The sequence below is a fragment of the Massilia sp. P1_C10 genome (assembly GCF_056406475.1).
The window spans coordinates 172,872-189,819 of record NZ_JBFUAC010000007.1; the positions used below are offsets into that span (position 1 = coordinate 172,872).

Genomic DNA, 16,948 nt, shown 5'->3' on the forward strand with positions numbered 1-16,948 from the left:
TTAGCAACCGGCCAACTGAGGAAGAGACATGAAACAGATTACCTGTGTGATCAAGCCATTCAAGCTGGACGAAGTGCGCGAGGCGCTGGCCGACGTCAACGTGACCGGCCTGACCGTGACGGAAGTGAAGGGCTTCGGGCGCCAGAAGGGCCACACCGAGCTGTATCGCGGCGCCGAGTACGTCGTCGATTTCCTGCCGAAGGTGAAGGTCGAAGTGGTGGTGGACGATGCAATGACGGACCAAGTGGTCGACGCGATCATAAAGGCTGCGCGCACCGGCAAGATCGGCGACGGCAAGATCTTCGTTCAGCATGTGGAGCAGGTGATTCGGATTCGCACCGGCGAGACGGGCGCGGAAGCGGTCTAAGGATTAAGGGCGCCGACCAAGGGCTGGGGTCAGGTCCGCCGGACCTGACCCCGGGTTTGTCGGCGCCGCGGAACGAAGTGTTGTCAGCGGCCCAGCCGCATATCGAATTTCCAGCTGAGCAGGCGCATCACGGTGATCACCGTTGCGCTCGACCACAGCGCGAAGTCGTGGGGCATCTCGAGACGGCGCATGATCAGGAACATCCAGCTGCCGAAGAAGGCGCAAATCGCATAGGGTTTGCCGTCCCGAAACACCATCGGCACCTCGTTGCAGACGATGTCGCGCAACACCCCGCCGAAAATCCCCGTAATCACGCCCATCATCGATGCGATGAACAGCGGCATTCCCGCGTCGATTGCGGAGGCCACGCCGGCAATCGAGAACAGGCCAAGGCCGATGGCGTCGGCGATGACGATCAGGCGCTCCGAGACCATCTGGCGCAGTGTGCGGATCAGCGGCGAGGCGATCAGGGCCAGCACGAAGATCAGGATCGCGTATTCCTGGTGGGTGACCCAGAACAGCGGGCGGCGGTCGAGCAGGATGTCGCGCAGGGTGCCGCCGCCGAATGCGGTGATGAAGGCGACGGTGAATACGCCGACCAGGTCCATGCGTTTGCGGCGGGCCTCGATGAAGCCGGAGAAGGCCCCGACCAGGATCGCCATGATTTCAATGAACTTAATAAGCGTCATGCGGTGCGTTGTGCTGAAGAGAATCTTGACAGCCTAACATGCCGCGGGGGAAACCGAAAACCGGGTGAAACCTCCGCGTGGACGAAGACGCAAAAGAAAATGCGCACCGAGATGCGGATCGAAGAGGGAAATTGCCGAACATCGCCAATTTTGCAAATAATATTTGCATTAATGTCAGCGCTACGGAATTTAAAGCGGGTCAGACCCCGGGGTTTTGCAAATAATATTTGCATTAATGGAATTTAACGGAATTTAAAGCGGGTCAGACCCTTGCTACTCGAGCAGCGCGGCTTTCAGGAGGACGATGAGGGCGCCATGGCCGCCGTCCTTTTTGCCGGCGACGCAGAACGCGACCACTTCGTCCTTTTCCATTTGCACCAGCCAGCTGTGCACCATCGAGCGCAGCACCGGCTCGCCGCCGGCCGACCCGTAGCCTTTGCCGTGGATGATGCGCACGCAGCGCACGCCGCGCCGCGCCGCGCGCCGCAGGAAGTCGCCAACCGCGTCACGCGCCGCATCGCGCGTCAGCCCGTGCAGATCGAGTTCGTCCTGCACCGGCCAGTGCCGCTTGCGCAGCTTGCGCACCACGTCCGGGCCTACGCCCGGCCGCGCGTAGGCGACGGTCGGATCTTCTTCCAGCATGCCGTCGACGTCGAACTGGTCCGACAGCGACTCGCGCAGCACCGCCGCATCGTCTTCCTGCGGCGTGCGCGGCTTCGACGGCGTCGCGCCACGCACGGGAATCGCGGCCATCGGCGCCACGTAGCGGTCCGACTCGGGGATTTTCTTGATGCCCTTGGTCGCGCCCTGGAACAGGTTGGCTTCTTCGCGCGCCTTCTGCTCGCGCTTCTCGCGCTCGGCCTTCTCGACCGCACGCGCTTGCTCCTGCTCCTTGAGCGTGTCGCGCAAGGATTTCAGGTCGGCGAAGTCTTTCAGGCCCATGGCGACGCTCAGTCTTCCAGCGATTCCAGGTAGCGCTGGGCGTCCAGCGCGGCCATGCAGCCCGTGCCGGCGCTGGTGATGGCCTGGCGGTAGATGTGGTCCTGCACGTCGCCAGCCGCAAATACGCCCGGGATGTTGGTGGCCGTCGCCATGCCTTCGAGGCCGGTCCTGGTCTTGATGTAGCCGTTGTGCATATCGAGCTGGCCTTCGAAGATGCTGGTGTTGGGCTTGTGGCCGATTGCCACGAACAGGCCGTGCACCGCCATTTTTGTGATCGCGCCGGTCTCGGTCGACTTGATGTTGATGCCGGTGACGCCGCTGTCGTCGCCCGTCACTTCATCGAGCGTGTGGTTGTACTTGATAACGATCTTGCCCTCGGCCGCTTTGGCGTTCAGGCGGTCGACCAGGATCGGCTCGGCGCGGAACTTGTTGCGGCGGTGGATGATGGTGACCTTGGTGGCGATGTTCGACAGGTACAGCGCTTCTTCGACCGCGGTATTGCCGCCGCCGACCACGGCCACTTCCTGGCCGCGGTAGAAGAAGCCGTCGCAGGTGGCGCAGGCCGACACGCCACGGCCCATGAAGGCCTGCTCGGACTCGAGGCCGAGGTACTGGGCCGAGGCGCCGGTCGAGATGATCAGCGAGTCGCAGGTGAATTCGTGGCTGTCGCCCAACAGGCGGATCGGCGTCTCGTTCAGGAAGGCGGTGTGGATGTGGTCGAAGATCACCTCGGTCTTGAAGCGCTCGGCATGCTGCAGCAGGCGCTGCATCAGGTCCGGTCCTTGCACGCCCATCGGGTCGCCCGGCCAGTTTTCGACGTCGGTGGTGGTCATCAGCTGGCCGCCTTGCTCGACGCCGGTCACCAGCATCGGGTTCAGGTTGGCGCGCGCGGCGTACACGGCGGCGCTGTAGCCTGCCGGCCCGGAGCCGAGAATCAGGACTTTGGCGTGTTTGGTAGTGGTCATGAGAGCTTCTTGTCGTGGGTAGGGAGGATAACTGGGGCCGGCGGCGGAAGAGTCAAGGCCGACAGGCAATTCCGCGATTATAGACGATGATGCGGGAGGGCATGAGGGAGGGAGACGAACCGGTTTTGTGCGGCGCCGACAAAACCGGCGTCAGGTCCGGTGGACCTGACCCCAGACCTTGGTCGACGCCGCTGGCCCCACAACCAGCATGAATGATCGGCCCGCCGAACAATATATGGCTTAGAATGGGCGCATCGCATTTCCGGCACGCAAAACTCAGTATCAAGTATGACAAAGACAAGCCAATCCACAAATTCCAGCTACACCCGCAAAGAGACCATCCGGCAGCCGCTGCCGAACCGTCTGGTGCGCCTGCTGTCCGAGGCGCGCTGGATCGCGCTGGCGGTGCTGTTCCTGTACTTCGTCATCATCCTGCTGACATATAACAAGGGCGATCCGGGCTGGTCGCACGACGTCGTCGTCGCCAAGGCGGCCAACCTGGGCGGCCGCGCCGGCGCCTGGCTGGCCGACCTGATGCTGTTCATCTTCGGCTTTTCCGCCTGGTGGTGGTGCGTCTGCTTCGCGCGCCTGCTGTGGAAGGACTACCGCAACCTGACCCAGAAGATCGAGGACAAGCAGGACGAACCCGAACACCAGCACGAGGCGCTGATCCGCTGGATCGGCTTCGTGCTGCTGTTCGCCGGCAGCGTCGGCCTCGAATACCTGCGCATGTACACGCTGCGCGCCCAGCTGCCGCGCGCGCCCGGCGGCGTCCTGGGCCAGCTGATCGGCCATTCGTCCAACGTCGCTTTCGGCTTCACCGGCGCGACGCTGCTGCTGCTGCTGCTGTTCGGCGTCGGCGTGAGCCTGTTCTTCCACATCTCCTGGCTGTCGGTCGCCGAGCGCATCGGCGCCGCGATCGAGGTGACGCTCGACTGGTTCCGCCTGCGCTACCAGGACCGCGAAGACCGCAAGCAGGGCGAGGTGGCCGCGGTCAAGCGCGACGAGGTGCTGGTGCAGGAGCGCGCCAGGCACGTCGAGAAGCACATCGACTCGCCGCCGGTGAAGATCGAGCCGCAGATCGCGCCGCAGATCGTCAAGTCAGAGCGCGTCGAAAAGGAAAAACAGGCGCCGCTGTTCCGCGACCTGCCGGGCGACTCGCCGCTGCCGCCGCTGTCGCTGCTGGACGAAGCGGCCGAATACCAGGAGACCGTGTCGGTCGAGACGCTGGAGTTCACCAGCCGCCTGATCGAGAAGAAGCTGTCGGACTTCGGCGTCGACGCCAAGGTGGTGGCTGCCTTCCCGGGACCTGTGGTCACGCGCTACGAGATCGAGCCGGCGACCGGCGTGAAGGGCAGCCAGATCGTCGGCCTGGCGCGCGACCTGGCGCGCTCGCTGTCGCTGACGTCGCTGCGGGTGGTCGAGACCATCCCGGGCAAGAACTACATGGCGCTGGAGCTGCCCAATTCGAAGCGCCAGATCGTGCGCCTGACCGAAATCGTCGGCTCGAAGCTGTACAACGACAGCGCCTCGAGCCTGACCATCGCGCTCGGCAAGGACATCGCCGGCAAGCCGGTGATCGCCGACCTGGCCAAGATGCCGCACCTGCTGGTGGCCGGCACCACCGGCTCGGGTAAATCGGTCGGCATCAACGCGACCATCCTGTCGCTGCTATACAAGAGCGACCCGGCCGACGTGCGCCTGATCCTGATCGACCCGAAGATGCTGGAGATGTCGGTGTACGAAGGCATCCCGCACCTGCTGGCGCCGGTGGTGACCGACATGCGCCAGGCCGGCCACGCGCTGAACTGGGCCGTCAACGAAATGGAGCGCCGCTACAAGCTGATGTCCAAGCTGGGCGTGCGTAACCTGGCCGGCTACAACACCAAGATCGCCGAGGCGGCCAAGCGCGAGGAGCACATCCCGAACCCGTTCTCGCTGACGCCCGATGCGCCCGAGCCGCTGGAGAAGCTGCCGACCATCGTGATCATCATCGACGAGCTGGCCGACCTGATGATGGTGGTCGGTAAAAAGGTCGAGGAGCTGATCGCGCGTATCGCCCAGAAGGCGCGCGCGGCCGGCCTGCACCTGATCCTGGCGACGCAGCGCCCGTCGGTGGACGTGATCACGGGCCTGATCAAGGCGAATATCCCGACCCGGATCGCGTTCCAGGTGTCGTCCAAGATCGACTCGCGCACGATTCTCGACCAGATGGGGGCGGAAGCGCTGCTCGGCATGGGCGACATGCTGTACATGCCGCCGGGGACCGGACTGCCGGTGCGGGTGCACGGCGCGTTCGTCTCGGACGAAGAAGTGCATCGAGTTGTAAAACATTTACAATCGCTCGGCGAACCGAATTACATTGAAGGCATTCTCGAAGGCGGCACGCTGGAGGGCGAGGGCGGGGCCGACGGCGCGCCGGCGGGCGAGGGCGGCGGCGAGGCCGATGCGCTGTACGACCAGGCGGTGCAGGTGGTGCTCAAGAACCGCCGCGCGTCGATCTCGCTGGTGCAGCGGCATCTGCGGATCGGCTACAACCGCGCCGCGCGCCTGCTCGAGCAAATGGAAAACAGCGGCGTGGTGTCGGCGATGCAGTCGAACGGCAACCGGGACATCCTGGTGCCTGCCGCCAGCGCCGAATGAACCACGGGGTCGGGTCCGCCGGACCTGACCCCGTCGTTGAAGGCGTCATCAACACTTTAAGGAACAAGATGTTCAACAAGAAAAATATCGTCCCGCTGCTGTTCGCAGCCGCCTGCGCCCTGAGCGGCGCGGCGCAGGCCAGCGCGCTGGAACAATTCAAGAGCTTCGTCGCCGGCACCAAGGCCGCGCGCGGCGAGTTCACCCAGCAGCAGATCAAGAAATCGGAAGCGGGCAAAGTGGCCCCGCCATCGACCGGCACCTTCCTGTTCGCCCGTCCGGGCAAGTTCATCTGGACGTACGTGAAGCCGTATGAGCAGCTGCTGCAAGCCGATGGCGAGTCGCTCTACATCTACGACAAGGACCTGAACCAGGTGACGGTCAAGAAGCTGGGTAGCGCGCTGGGCTCGTCGCCGGCCGCAATCCTGTTCGGCAGCAACGACCTGGAAAAGAATTTCACGCTGAGCGAAGCGGGCGCCCGCGGCGGACTCGAATGGCTCGACGCCAAGCCGAAGGCCAAGGACTCGACCTTCGAGCAGATCAGCATCGGTTTGCGCAACGGCACGCCGGAGGCGATGGAGCTGCACGACGCATTCGGACAGACCTCGGTGCTGACGTTCAAGAAGTTCGAAAAGAATCCGTCGCTGACGGCGACGACGTTCAAGTTTGTGATGCCGAAGGGCGCCGACGTCTTCAATTCCGACCATTAACGGTGACAGGAAGGGTCTGACCCCACGGGACTCTGCTTTGCCGACAGTGTTTCATCCTCAAACAGGACGTTATGCGCGCGAAAACCCTGCTTCTCAGTTTGAGCCTGTTGCCGATGGCGGGTGCCTTGCATGCCGCCGAAACCTATCTTGCCTCAGCGTCTGGTCCTCGCGATTGCCCTCCCCCGGTGCTGCCGATAGCCGCCATGCGCGAGGGGATGTCCGGCGACGTCACATTGCAATATCAGGATAACGCGCAGGGCCGCGTTACGGATATCCGCATCCTGAAGAGCAGCGGATTCAAGGAGCTCGACAAGGCCGCGATCATCGCGTTGTCGCGCTGCAAGCCGCCGGTCCTCGCGGCCGGCGCCGAGTTGCCGCCGCCGGGCACGACCGAATACAAGTTCGGGCGCCCAACGCGGGTGACCAGTTCGTCCAAACCGGTTCTGATTGCGGGCAGCTGCGCGCCCTCGGAGCGGTTCACAAGCTACATCGCCTCGACGTATGACCTGGCAACCGTATCCAGCGGCGCGTCGATTCGCTTCATGGTCAACGCGGCGGGAGCGCCATATGCTGCCGCTTCCTACGAGCACGACAAAGCATTGGCGGCGGACGCCATCGCTTATATCCAGACCTGCCGCTTCGAGCCGGCGAAGGTCAACGGCGCGGCAACCATCGGCAGCAGCGATGGGTTCATTCAGCTGAAGCAGGCGCCCTGAAGCGGCTTGGGGTCTGACCCCGCGAGACCATGAAAGCATACTCAGCATGGGTCCCAGCCTGCGCTGGGACGACGTGCGGGCGGCGGCATCCGGGAACCCATCCGCCCGTTTGCCGGTCTTACAATGAACGCCCGTGGCGGCAATCCGCTAAACTTGCGGCTATCGCACAACGGCTTCATATCATGCACCCAACACACCAGAGCGCCATCATCCATGGATGACCTGTTCAAGAACGAGCCCGCCGCGCCGTTGGCGGAAGCCCTGCGCCCGCGCACCATCGACGAAGTCATCGGCCAGAGCCACCTGCTGGGTCCCGGAAAGCCGCTGAACCTGGTGTTCAAGTCCGGCAAGCCGCACTCGATGATCCTGTGGGGCCCGCCCGGCGTCGGCAAGACCACTCTGGCGCGCCTGACCGCCCACGCCTTCGAGTGCGAATTCATCGCGCTGTCGGCCGTGCTGTCGGGCGTGAAGGACATCCGCGCCGCGATCGAGCAGGCCGAGCACCACCTGGCCGGCGGCAAGCACACCATCTTGTTCATCGACGAGATCCACCGCTTCAACAAGTCGCAGCAGGACGCCTTGCTGCCGTTCGTCGAATCGGGCCTGGTCACGCTAATCGGCGCCACCACCGAAAACCCTTCGTTCGAAGTCAACTCGGCGCTGCTGTCGCGCTCGCAGGTGTACGTGCTCAAGGCATTGTCCGACGCCGAACTGCTGCAGCTGCTCGCGCGCGCGCAGGAACGGGTGCTCAAGCACCTGAAGTTCGACGACGTCGCCATCGCCACGCTGATCGGGTATGCGGACGGCGACGCGCGCCGCTTCCTCAACCTGCTCGAGCAGACGAAGACCTCGGCCGAGACGTCGGGCCTGACCACGATCACCGGCGAATTCGTCGACAACGCGCTGACGCTGAACTCGCGCCGCTTCGACAAGGGCGGCGACAACTTCTACGACCAGATCTCGGCGCTGCACAAGTCGGTGCGCGGCTCGCATCCGGACGCCGCGCTGTACTGGCTGTGCCGCATGCTCGATGGCGGCGCCGATCCGCAGTACCTGCTGCGGCGGATCGTGCGGATGGCGTGGGAAGACATCGGCATCGCGGACCCGCGCGCGATCCAGCTGGCCAACGATGCTGCCGCGACCTACGAGCGGCTTGGTTCGCCCGAGGGCGAGCTGGCGCTGGGACAGTGCGTGATCTACCTGGCGATGGCGGCCAAGAGCAATGCCGGCTACAACGCGTACAACCGCGCGGTGGCCTTCGTCAAAAAGGATAAGTCGCGCGAAGTACCGGTGCACTTGCGGAATGCGCCGACCAAGCTGATGAAAGAGCTGGGTTACGGTCACGAGTACCGCTACGCGCACGACGAGCCGCACGCGTATGCGGCGGGAGAGTCGTATCTGCCGGAAGGAATGGCCGAGCCGGGCTGGTACGAGCCGGTGCCGCGCGGGATCGAAGCGAAGATCGCCGAGAAGCTGGCGTGGCTGCGCAGCCTGGATGACGACGCGCGCGGGTGATGGAAGATGGGGACAGGTCCGCGGGACCAGTCCCCGGTGCTGCCAGCGCCGCATGCTTATCCGGGGTCTGGTCCTGCGGACCTGACCCCATTTTTATCACTGCAGCTTGCAGTTCCTGAGCGCCGGGCCTGCAACCACGGGCTCCGTTGCGTAGGCTGCGTCAAAAAACACCCCGCCATCGCTTTCATTCCGCCTTTCCTGCGGCCTGTCCCGCGTTTTCGGCGCTTCATCGCAAGCCGGTGGAGAAGCCCGAGTTGAATCGCTAAAGTACCACCATACCAACTCGCTTCACCCACCTGGAGAACGTCATGAAAGTCCGTAAAAACCTCGAAGCCGTGTTCATCGCCGCAGCCGTCCTGGCAACCTTCGCTTCCTACGCCACCGCCAACAATTCGGTGGCCTACCACGCGGCGCCGACCGTCGCCGCGACTGCCGCCGTGCAGGCGCCGATGCAAGTGGTCGTGATCAAAGGCCAGCGCCTGACCGCCGCACAAAAGGCCGCGCTGATCTAAGCGGGCAGCGCTGGCGAGCGCGGCGCCGGGAGCTCCCCGCCGAAACTCGCAGGGGATAGCTGTCATCTTGGTACAATTGCGGTCTCCACTTACCGCCAACAATACCAATGATAGACATTCAACTTCTCCGCAAAGACATTGAAAATGTCGCCACCCGCCTGGCAAGCCGCAAGTTTGTGCTCGACGTGGCAGGATTCAACGCCCTCGAAGCCGAACGCAAGGCGATCCAGATGCGCACCGAAGAACTGCAAGGCAAGCGCAACTCGCTGTCGAAGCAGATCGGCATGCTCAAGGGCAAAGGCGAAGACACCACCGCGGTAATGGCCGAAGTGGCCGGCCTGGGCGACGAGCTCAAGGCCAACGAAACATCGCTCACCGACGTGCAGGCCAAGCTGGCCGCGTTCATGGAATCGGTGCCGAACCTGCCGCACGCCTCGGTGCCGGCCGGCGTCGATGAAAGCGGCAACGTCGAAGTGCGCAAGGTCGGTACGCCGCCCGCATTCGATTTCGAAGTGAAGGACCACGTCGACGTCGGCGCCGCGCTCGGCCTCGATTTCGAAGTCGCCACCAAGCTGACCGGTTCGCGCTTCTCCGTGATGAAGGGCGGCATCGCCCGCCTGCACCGCGCGCTGGCGCAGTACATGCTCAACACCCACACCGGCGAGCACGGTTACACCGAATGCTACACGCCATACATGGTCAACGCCGATTCGATGCGCGGCACCGGCCAGCTACCGAAATTCGAAGCCGACCTGTTCTCGGTGAAGAAGGGCGGCGCGGAAGACGAGGGCGAGACCTTCTACCTGATCCCGACGTCGGAAGTGACGCTGACGAACATCGTGCGCGATGAAATCGTCGCCGCGGACGACCTGCCGATCAAGATGACCGCGCACACGCCGTGCTTCCGTTCCGAGGCCGGCAGCTACGGCCGCGACACGCGCGGCATGATCCGCCAGCACCAGTTCGACAAGGTGGAACTGGTGCAGATCGCGCATCCGGAAAAATCGTACGAGGTGCTCGAAGAGATGGTCGGCCACGCCGAAGCGATCCTCAAGGGCCTGGGCCTGCCGTACCGCGTGATGTCGCTGTGCACCGGCGACATGGGTTTTGGCGCGGCGAAGACCTACGACCTGGAAGTGTGGCTGCCGGCGCAGAACACCTACCGCGAGATTTCGTCGCTGTCGAACATGGAAGCGTTCCAGGCGCGGCGCATGCAGGCGCGCTTCCGCAACGCGCAGGGCAAGCCGGAGCTGCTGCACACGCTCAACGGCTCGGGCCTGGCGGTGGGGCGCACGCTGGTGGCGGTGCTGGAGAACTACCAGCAGGCCGATGGCAGCGTGGTGATTCCGGAAGCGCTGCGCCCGTACATGGGCGGGCTGGAGAAGCTGGTTCCGGCGGCATGATTTGGGCGAGGCGGCAAAATTTTCAAAGATTTTGCAATTTGCCTCTTCCGTTTCCGTCAGGCTTTGCTATAATTCTGTCCTCGCAGCAGCAAGCGACAGAATTTGAAGACCACCCTAGTGCTACTTACCTGGCCTAGAGTTCAAATGAAACACCGGAGAGGTGGCAGAGTGGTCGAATGTACCTGACTCGAAATCAGGCGTAGGGTTTCCCCCTACCGTGGGTTCGAATCCCACCCTCTCCGCCAGCAAGAAGAAAAGAGCTCCCTCACCGGGAGCTTTTTTTTCGCCTCTTCATAGGGGAAAATCAAGAAAGGTCGTGCGCCGAAGTCCCACACTGTTCAGCTACATCCGGCTTCGCCGGCGGGGTAGAAAGGGGGGTAAATTTTCATGGCACGCCACATTGATAGACTGTCCGCCATCCTCGTGAAGTCGCTGAGTTCACAAGGGTATTATGCGGATGGCAACGGACTGTTGCTCCAGGTCTCACCGTCGGGCTCGAAGAGCTGGATTTTTCGCTTCAGCAAGGATGGCAAGCGGCGCGAGATGGGGCTGGGGCCTCTTCACACGGTCAGCCTGGCGATGGCGCGGGAAAAAGCATTGGCGTGCCGGCGGTTGCTCGATGCCGGCATCGATCCGATCGTAGACCGCAACGTTGCACGCACATCGGAGGCGCTGTCGCGTGCTCGCGCGAAGACATTCGACCAGTGCGCCGCAGCGTACATCAATGCCCATCGCGGGACTTGGAAAAGCTCGAAGCATGCAGCCCAGTGGGAATCCACGCTGGCGACCTATGCGTCGCCTGTGTTCGGGGCGGCGCCCGTTGCCGATGTGGACACAGAGCTTGTCATGAATGTGCTTCGGCCGATCTGGGGCGTCAAGACGGAGACCGCGGTGCGCTTGCGCGGCCGGATCGAAAGCCTTCTTGATTGGGCCACCGTCAGCAAGTATCGGCAGGGGGAGAATCCTGCGCGATGGCGCGGTCATCTTGAGAATCTTCTGGGTAACCCCCACAAAATCGCGCCGGTTCGGAACCGACCGGCGCTGCCGTGGCTGGAGCTGCCCGACTTCATGGCGGAACTGGTCGAGCGCGAAGGCGTTGCCGTGCAGGCATTGCGGTTCGTGATCCTAACGGCGGCGAGGTCTGGGGAGGTGCGTGGCGCCACCTGGCCCGAAATCGATCTGAGCGCAAATCTATGGACCGTGCCTGCTGCGCGCATGAAAGCGGGGAAGGAACATCGCGTTCCATTATCTGATGCGGCGATCCAGCTACTTCGCGCCTTGCCGTGCGATGAGTCCTTCGTCTTCCCCGGCCAAAGGCGCGCGACCCAACTTTCCGATATGAGCTTGACTGCCGTTTTGCGGCGCATGGGGCGCGACGACATCACTGTGCACGGCTTCCGTTCGACCTTCCGCGACTGGTGCGCCGAAGCCGCAGGTAACTCGTATTCGCGCGAAGTGTGCGAGCACGCCCTGGCGCACAGCCTACCGGATAAGGTCGAAGCAGCATACCGCCGTGGCGACTTGCTTGAAAAACGCATCGAACTAATGCGGGCTTGGGGAAATTACTGCATGTCAAAGGTTGAGACGCCGGCGGCCCGTCGCACGTGACGAACTACGTTGCAAAGGTTAGATCCTCCCCACGGGTGGTGTCGATCTTTCTTGAGTATTGCATTCCACGTGCTGGACACGATGCCGGAGCGAAAAGGGCGTCGCCTGTCGTAATTGAGTCGGCGCAGTTGCTGGACTTCGAGATGTCGTCATGGCGCGTTTGCCTGGAAGCGAGGAGCGAAGGTTTGGGCCGTCCGGTCGCATCGCTTTTGGCCACCGGTGTCCCGGAGGCACTTCAAATTTTAAAGAAATCGAAGGTCTGTCGTACTAATGCAGGATAGGCTGACGCCGGTCAAAGTGCTCCGCGCACGTTTGACTAACATGGACTCATCGACCGACGTGACCACCTCGCGAGACGACCATGACCACCGCACAGCGTCCCAACCGCATCAACATCGACCTCGGTGAATACAAACAGGCCTGGCTGGATTACTGCAAGGCGCATTCGACAACCCCGAGCGAGGCGTTCCGACGGATCGTCGCCAAGCTCACCGCCGGCGCGGCTCCCGAACCACCACCGCAAGAGGCGCCGCGACCCGCGGAAAAAGTACGACGCGAGATTCGCCTTACGCGATCCGAGCTGACCCGCGCAGAAGCGATTGCCAGACACGAGGGCTTCTCACTGACGCGCTGGATCGTCGCGCTAATCAACGCGCGCTTGGACAAGACTCCACAGCTCGGACAGCGCGAGCTCGAGGTGCTGGCCCGTTCGAACCTGCAGATGCTGGCGATCGGACGCAACCTGAATCAACTGGCGCGGGCCGCGAACAGCGGCATAACGATAGGCACAGGCGGAAGGGACCTGATCGAGGCGTTGCGCAACACCGTCATGCATCACGCGGGCCAGGTCGCCAGCGTGATGACAGCCAACACCAGCCGCTGGAGTCACTAATGAATTCGAACCAGGTGGAAGATGCATTGCAGGAGTGGGGCAACCGCGTTTTCAATGGCGGACCGGTGAAGCAGCGGATCCGCAAAGGGATGACCGGGCTGCGCTTGCTAACGCCGCAGGCGCTCGGTGCTGGCGCAGTGCGCATGGATGCTTCTCAGGTGCGCCGCAGGGTGCTTTCGCTGGTGAAGCGTCGCGCCCAGGTCATGGTGCGGATATCAGGAGGAGGCAAGAGCATTCGCCATATCAAGGCGCACCTCGACTACATTTCGCGCAATGGACAGATTCCGCTGGAAGATCAACAGGGCGACAAGTTCAGTGGAAAAGACGACCTCGCTGCCTTGCGCGACGAATGGCGCTTTGGCGGCTTTGCCATTGACGACAACGCGAAAACGCGTCAGGCCTTCAACATCATCCTGTCAATGCCTGCAGGGACCAGCGACGTCGCAGTGCTGCGCGCCGCGCGCGATTTCGCAGGATCCGAGTTTCAGACCTATCAGTACGCGATGGCCCTGCATACTTACGACACGGATCCAGACGCAGACCCTTCGCCGAATCCGCATGTGCATCTCTGCGTGAAAGCAACCGGGCTAGACGGCGCGAGGCTGAATCCTCGCAAAGCTGACCTGCAGCGCTGGCGGGAAGTGTTTGCGCAACGCCTGCGTGAGCACGGTGTGGAATGCGAAGCAACGCCGCGGCTACAACGTCTGCAACCCGAACGGGGTGAGAAGCAGAGCGTCCGCCGTAAGAGACGCCGGGGCGAACGCTTCGATCGGATCGGAACTGCTGCGGCAGATCCGCAGCGCATCGAGAGGGCGCGCAAGGCAGAGGCCCAAATGGTGGCCGGTTATCGGGGACTAGCCCAGGCGCTGGCGGCTTCCGAACGAGAAGTGGACCGACAACTCGCGCTTGATTTCGCTTCGGAGGTGGCTTCACGCATGCGACGCAAAGTGCGCGACCCGGAAGTTTCGCGCGATCGATAGACTGCCACGCAGCATCGCACGGCGACGGTACGAGTTAGTAGACTATCGTAGATTCGGACGAAATTTCGCCGCGCGCGCCAACCCATTAACTGCAGGGGGAGAACAGGTGAGTTCGGCGATCGAGTCATCGCGGAAGCAAACGTGTCCTCAGTTTCAATATGGCAGTTCAAAGTGCCAAACTGACTAAATTTCGACTTGCGTGCCCAACTCAATCACACGGTTCGTCGGAATGTGGAAATAATCAGCCGCATCCCTGGCATTGCGCGACATGGCGACGAAAAGGTGTTCACGCCACGGCGCCATTCCCCCACCCGGTGTGGATATGACCGTCTGACGGGCGACGAAGAATGAGGTCTCCATCATGTTGAACTCGAGCCCGTGACGGGCGCACAAGTCCAGCACATGCGGGACGTCCGGCTCGTCCTTGAAGCCGAATCGCGCATTCACCTGGAAGCATTCGTGGCCGAGGGGGAGGACTTCGACCCGAGCGGCGGCCGGGGCCCAGGGTTCATCGAGCATATGCGTGGTGAGAAACACAGTGCGCTCGTGCAACACCTTGTTGTGCGAAAGGTTGTGCAGCATCGCGTGTGGCACGCCGTCGCTTTCACCGCGCAGGAAAACCGCCGTGCCGGGCACGCGCTTGGGCGGCGCGATGAACAGCGAATCGAGGAAAGCGTCGAGCGGAATGGCATGTTTCTGCAGGTTCTCGAACACCAGTTGGCGGCCCCGCTTCCAGGTCAGCATCAGTAACAGCAGCACCGCGCCTAGTAGCAGCGGAAACCATCCTCCGTGCAGCAGTTTGAGTGCATTGGCGGAAAAAAACGCCGCATCGATGACCAGGAAGAAGCCGGTGGAGCCAACGCACAGGAACAGGTTGAGCTTCCACCGGTAGCGGATCACGAAAAAGGTCAGAACCGTCGTCGCCAGCATGGTGGCGGTCACCGCGATGCCGTAAGCCGCAGCCAGGTTGTCGGACGATCCGAAGCCGACCACCGCGACCAGCACGACGACCAACTGCGCCCAGTTCACCGCCGGAATATAGATTTGGCCGATCTCGCGCTCCGAGGTGTGCATGATGCGCATTCGCGGCAGAAAGCCCAGCGCGATCGCCTGCTTGGTCATCGAAAACGTGCCGGAGATGGTTGCCTGCGATGCGATCACGGTGGCGATCGTCGCCAGCGCCACCAGCGGATACACGCTCCAGCTGCCCAACTGCTGGTAGAACGGGTTGCTGATCGCTTCCGGATGCACCAATAACAGCCCGCCCTGTCCCAGATAATTGAGCGCCAGCGAGGGAAATGCGACGGCAAACCAGGCTACTCGGATCGGTTGCTTACCGAAGTGGCCCATGTCCGCATACAGCGCCTCGGCGCCCGTGAAGGCCAGCACAATGGCCCCGAGCGCGATGAAGGCCACCATGCGGTTTTCGGTCAGGAATCGCAGCGCGTGCCAGGGATTGAGCGCGGCCAAGATCGCAGGGCTGTGCACGATGTTGATCAGTCCCATGCCCGCCAGGATGCAGAACCATGCCAGCATGACCGGGCCGAACCAGCGGCCGATGCCTGCCGTCCCGTGGCGCTGCGCTGCGTACAGACCGATCAACACCACGATCGTCATCGGGACCACAAAGGGTTTCAGGGCCGGCGTTGCGATCTCGAGCCCCTCAATGGCGGAGAGCACCGAGATCGCGGGCGTGATCACGCTATCCCCGTAAAACAGGGCGGCGCCAAAGACGCCGATCAGCAGCAAGGTGAACGACAGGCGCGTGCGCTGGCTGACTGCGCCCAGGGCGAGCGCCATCAGCGCCATGATCCCGCCCTCGCCATGGTTGTCGGCGCGTAGAACCAGCGTGACGTATTTCAGCGAGACGATGATGGTCAGGCCCCAAAAAATTAGCGAAACCACGCCGAGGAGATTGGGGGCGGTGAGCGCCAGTCCGTGGGTCGGATCGAAGACCGTCTTGAGGGAATACAGCGGACTGGTTCCGATATCGCCATAGACAATGCCGATCGCGCCCAGGGTCAGGGCGGTCAGGTTTTTTTGCTGGTCTTGCGAAGCCAAGGGTGTGTTCTCTGTACGTGTGTGCGAGGCCGAGAGCTTACATCCAGGCGCATAAAAATTTTGTAAAAAAGCGGGGGCTCGCTAGGCGGCAGCCTTGTCACCTGTTTTTTTACAAACCTTTTATGCCGCCGGGCCCTCTTTTTAGAAAATTTTTATGCGTCGCCGCATAGACTTTCTCCCATCGAACAGCGTAAAAGATGGGGCCACACAATGCACTCCGCCAAACCCGCCGCACCCGTTGACCTGGCAAGGGGATCGCCATGATCGTCACTGTTGCCAATCAGGCGCCGGCTTCCGGCAAGACCGCGATTGCAGAAAATCTTGCGCTGCTGCGTGCTCGCAGCGGACGCAATGTCATCCTCGTCGACACCGGCGCCGGGAGAATGTGCCAGCGGTGGAGCCTCGATCGTGAACGTTCAGGACTGCGTCCCCTCGTCAACGCGAAATCAATCAGCGGTCCCGGATTCGCCCAGGAACTCGAGGAAATGCTCGGCCAAGGTGACGACATTCTGCTCGACACCGAAGGGTGCGACACCCGTGAATCGCGTTCTGCGTTGATCGCCGCGCATGTCGTGGTGGTGCCGCTGTCGCCGGAGCAGGCATACCTCGGCCGCCACTACCGGTTGATCGCGCGGCTCAACGCGGCGCGCATGTTCAATCCTGCGCTGCGCGTGCTGTTTGTCGCCACCTGCAGCGAGTACCGCCCGGACCTGGCCGCCTTCCACAACTACGCGGCGCACGTCATGTCCTCACACGTCGCGGAAACCGTCGTCGATCTCGCCGCGCTTGGGTGGGGCGCGAATCTGCCGGGCCGTTGCGCCAGCGACGTCGAAGGAAGTGCGGGCGCTGATGCAATGGCCGCGCTGTTCGAGGAAGTCTACCGCCGTCCCGTCTTTGTCCCGACACTTCGGCGGGATAACCGGCCTGGCCTGGGCCAATGAGCCCGGC

General features: G+C 62.7%; 15 protein-coding genes and 1 tRNA gene. 12 read left to right on the forward strand and 4 right to left on the reverse strand.

Translation table 11 applies throughout. From position 1 onward, the window contains the following. The first annotated feature begins 28 nt into the window (after nucleotides 1–28). The gene (locus AC1D02_RS16420; protein ID WP_305509803.1) at nucleotides 29–367 is read left to right on the forward strand and encodes a P-II family nitrogen regulator; all 339 of its coding nucleotides are present in this window, start codon (nucleotides 29–31) and stop codon (nucleotides 365–367) included. An 83-nt stretch (nucleotides 368–450) separates the two neighbouring features. Here AC1D02_RS16420 and AC1D02_RS16425 read toward each other — a convergent pair whose 3' ends face one another. From AC1D02_RS16425 to trxB, 3 genes are all read right to left on the reverse strand, one after another. Continuing rightward, nucleotides 451–1,056, reverse strand: a complete 606-nt coding sequence (locus AC1D02_RS16425; protein WP_477318740.1) for a trimeric intracellular cation channel family protein — start codon at nucleotides 1,054–1,056, stop codon at nucleotides 451–453. A gap of 273 nt (nucleotides 1,057–1,329) precedes the next feature. Then, complete coding sequence (locus AC1D02_RS16430; RefSeq protein ID WP_477318742.1) at nucleotides 1,330–1,998, reverse strand: Smr/MutS family protein; 669 nt, start codon at nucleotides 1,996–1,998, stop codon at nucleotides 1,330–1,332. Nucleotides 1,999–2,006: 8 nt separating this feature from the next. Further along, entirely contained in the window at nucleotides 2,007–2,963 is a 957-nt protein-coding gene (trxB, locus tag AC1D02_RS16435; protein WP_477318744.1) for a thioredoxin-disulfide reductase, read from the reverse strand. A gap of 288 nt (nucleotides 2,964–3,251) precedes the next feature. Here trxB and AC1D02_RS16440 point away from each other — a divergent pair, with 288 nt between their 5' ends. From AC1D02_RS16440 to AC1D02_RS16485, 10 genes are all read left to right on the forward strand, one after another. Continuing rightward, on the forward strand, nucleotides 3,252–5,606 hold the full coding sequence (locus AC1D02_RS16440; RefSeq protein WP_477318746.1) for a DNA translocase FtsK: 2,355 nt from the start codon (nucleotides 3,252–3,254) through the stop codon (nucleotides 5,604–5,606). A 68-nt stretch (nucleotides 5,607–5,674) separates the two neighbouring features. Beyond that, the gene (gene lolA, locus AC1D02_RS16445; RefSeq protein WP_477318748.1) at nucleotides 5,675–6,313 is read left to right on the forward strand and encodes an outer membrane lipoprotein chaperone LolA; all 639 of its coding nucleotides are present in this window, start codon (nucleotides 5,675–5,677) and stop codon (nucleotides 6,311–6,313) included. Nucleotides 6,314–6,384: 71 nt separating this feature from the next. Next, on the forward strand, nucleotides 6,385–7,029 hold the full coding sequence (locus tag AC1D02_RS16450) for an energy transducer TonB (RefSeq protein WP_477318750.1): 645 nt from the start codon (nucleotides 6,385–6,387) through the stop codon (nucleotides 7,027–7,029). A gap of 213 nt (nucleotides 7,030–7,242) precedes the next feature. Next, nucleotides 7,243–8,544: a replication-associated recombination protein A gene (locus AC1D02_RS16455; RefSeq protein ID WP_477318752.1), complete on the forward strand. Its 1,302-nt coding sequence runs from the start codon at nucleotides 7,243–7,245 to the stop codon at nucleotides 8,542–8,544. A gap of 308 nt (nucleotides 8,545–8,852) precedes the next feature. Continuing rightward, entirely contained in the window at nucleotides 8,853–9,056 is a 204-nt protein-coding gene (locus tag AC1D02_RS16460; RefSeq protein WP_477318754.1) for a hypothetical protein, read from the forward strand. A gap of 107 nt (nucleotides 9,057–9,163) precedes the next feature. Then, the gene (gene serS / locus AC1D02_RS16465) at nucleotides 9,164–10,459 is read left to right on the forward strand and encodes a serine--tRNA ligase (protein ID WP_477318756.1); all 1,296 of its coding nucleotides are present in this window, start codon (nucleotides 9,164–9,166) and stop codon (nucleotides 10,457–10,459) included. A gap of 154 nt (nucleotides 10,460–10,613) precedes the next feature. Beyond that, a tRNA-Ser gene (locus AC1D02_RS16470) sits at nucleotides 10,614–10,704 on the forward strand. A 142-nt stretch (nucleotides 10,705–10,846) separates the two neighbouring features. Further along, nucleotides 10,847–12,067 (forward strand): tyrosine-type recombinase/integrase, encoded by a 1,221-nt coding sequence (locus tag AC1D02_RS16475; protein WP_477318758.1) that lies wholly within the window; start codon nucleotides 10,847–10,849, stop codon nucleotides 12,065–12,067. A 361-nt stretch (nucleotides 12,068–12,428) separates the two neighbouring features. Next, nucleotides 12,429–12,959 carry a hypothetical protein gene (locus AC1D02_RS16480; RefSeq protein ID WP_477318760.1) on the forward strand — a complete coding sequence of 177 codons (531 nt, stop codon included), beginning with the start codon at nucleotides 12,429–12,431 and terminating at the stop codon, nucleotides 12,957–12,959. After that, nucleotides 12,959–13,939, forward strand: coding sequence for a relaxase/mobilization nuclease domain-containing protein (locus tag AC1D02_RS16485; protein WP_477318762.1), 981 nt, complete (start codon nucleotides 12,959–12,961; stop codon nucleotides 13,937–13,939). The genes AC1D02_RS16480 and AC1D02_RS16485 overlap by 1 nt, the downstream gene beginning before the upstream one ends. Before the next feature lie 183 nt (nucleotides 13,940–14,122). Here AC1D02_RS16485 and AC1D02_RS16490 read toward each other — a convergent pair whose 3' ends face one another. Further along, nucleotides 14,123–16,000 (reverse strand): potassium transporter Kup, encoded by a 1,878-nt coding sequence (locus AC1D02_RS16490; protein ID WP_477318764.1) that lies wholly within the window; start codon nucleotides 15,998–16,000, stop codon nucleotides 14,123–14,125. Between the two features lie 260 nt (nucleotides 16,001–16,260). Here AC1D02_RS16490 and AC1D02_RS16495 point away from each other — a divergent pair, with 260 nt between their 5' ends. Continuing rightward, a complete protein-coding gene (locus AC1D02_RS16495; RefSeq protein WP_477318766.1) occupies nucleotides 16,261–16,941 on the forward strand; it encodes a hypothetical protein in 681 nt (226 codons plus the stop codon). The last annotated feature ends 7 nt before the right edge of the window (nucleotides 16,942–16,948 follow it).

Coding starts and splice junctions, on each gene's coding strand:
- AC1D02_RS16475 (WP_477318758.1), top strand. CDS start 10,847: ATGGCACGCCACATTGATAGACTGTCCGCCATCCTCGTGAAGTCGCTG.
- trxB (WP_477318744.1), bottom strand. CDS start 2,963: ATGACCACTACCAAACACGCCAAAGTCCTGATTCTCGGCTCCGGGCCG.
- lolA (WP_477318748.1), top strand. CDS start 5,675: ATGTTCAACAAGAAAAATATCGTCCCGCTGCTGTTCGCAGCCGCCTGC.
- AC1D02_RS16430 (WP_477318742.1), bottom strand. CDS start 1,998: ATGGGCCTGAAAGACTTCGCCGACCTGAAATCCTTGCGCGACACGCTC.
- AC1D02_RS16485 (WP_477318762.1), top strand. CDS start 12,959: ATGAATTCGAACCAGGTGGAAGATGCATTGCAGGAGTGGGGCAACCGC.
- AC1D02_RS16480 (WP_477318760.1), top strand. CDS start 12,429: ATGACCACCGCACAGCGTCCCAACCGCATCAACATCGACCTCGGTGAA.
- AC1D02_RS16440 (WP_477318746.1), top strand. CDS start 3,252: ATGACAAAGACAAGCCAATCCACAAATTCCAGCTACACCCGCAAAGAG.
- AC1D02_RS16425 (WP_477318740.1), bottom strand. CDS start 1,056: ATGACGCTTATTAAGTTCATTGAAATCATGGCGATCCTGGTCGGGGCC.
- AC1D02_RS16460 (WP_477318754.1), top strand. CDS start 8,853: ATGAAAGTCCGTAAAAACCTCGAAGCCGTGTTCATCGCCGCAGCCGTC.
- AC1D02_RS16450 (WP_477318750.1), top strand. CDS start 6,385: ATGCGCGCGAAAACCCTGCTTCTCAGTTTGAGCCTGTTGCCGATGGCG.
- serS (WP_477318756.1), top strand. CDS start 9,164: ATGATAGACATTCAACTTCTCCGCAAAGACATTGAAAATGTCGCCACC.
- AC1D02_RS16455 (WP_477318752.1), top strand. CDS start 7,243: ATGGATGACCTGTTCAAGAACGAGCCCGCCGCGCCGTTGGCGGAAGCC.
- AC1D02_RS16495 (WP_477318766.1), top strand. CDS start 16,261: ATGATCGTCACTGTTGCCAATCAGGCGCCGGCTTCCGGCAAGACCGCG.
- AC1D02_RS16420 (WP_305509803.1), top strand. CDS start 29: ATGAAACAGATTACCTGTGTGATCAAGCCATTCAAGCTGGACGAAGTG.